Genomic DNA, 349 nt, shown 5'->3' with positions numbered 1-349 from the left:
CTAAAAAGCTGTAATATAATGACTTACGACATTACAACAAAGACTGCTCCAGCCATGCCAAAACTTGGAAAAGGCTTGGATTTTGTGAAATTAGTGCTCTCGCAGGTATCTCCAGACATGCGTGAACCTATCGCTCCGACACTTTTTGATGCCGCTGCAGCACATATCAGTGCAACTGAATTTTTGTATCCAGACCTATCTTGGAAGGAACTTTGTGGCATGATAGATGCACTTTCGGCAGGTTCTGCAGGCGGAAAAGGCCAACTGCAGGGATATGTTGAAGCGATGATGCGTTTCGCGCGAAAGCATGATGAAGTGGAGTTACAGAAGCTCGTGGAATGGCAAAGAA

At 45.3% G+C, this 349-nt stretch carries 1 pseudogene; it reads left to right on the top strand.

The annotated features are described in order from the left end of the window. Positions 1–18 precede the first annotated feature (18 nt). Positions 19–349 (top strand): annotated as a pseudogene (locus CIK93_RS00965) (hypothetical protein); the annotation flags it as partial.

The organism is Prevotella sp. P3-92 (genome assembly GCF_002251205.1).
In the GTDB taxonomy this organism is placed as follows: domain Bacteria; phylum Bacteroidota; class Bacteroidia; order Bacteroidales; family Bacteroidaceae; genus Prevotella.
Note: the sequence above shows the minus strand (reverse complement) of the source record. Positions and strands in the feature narration are given on the sequence as shown.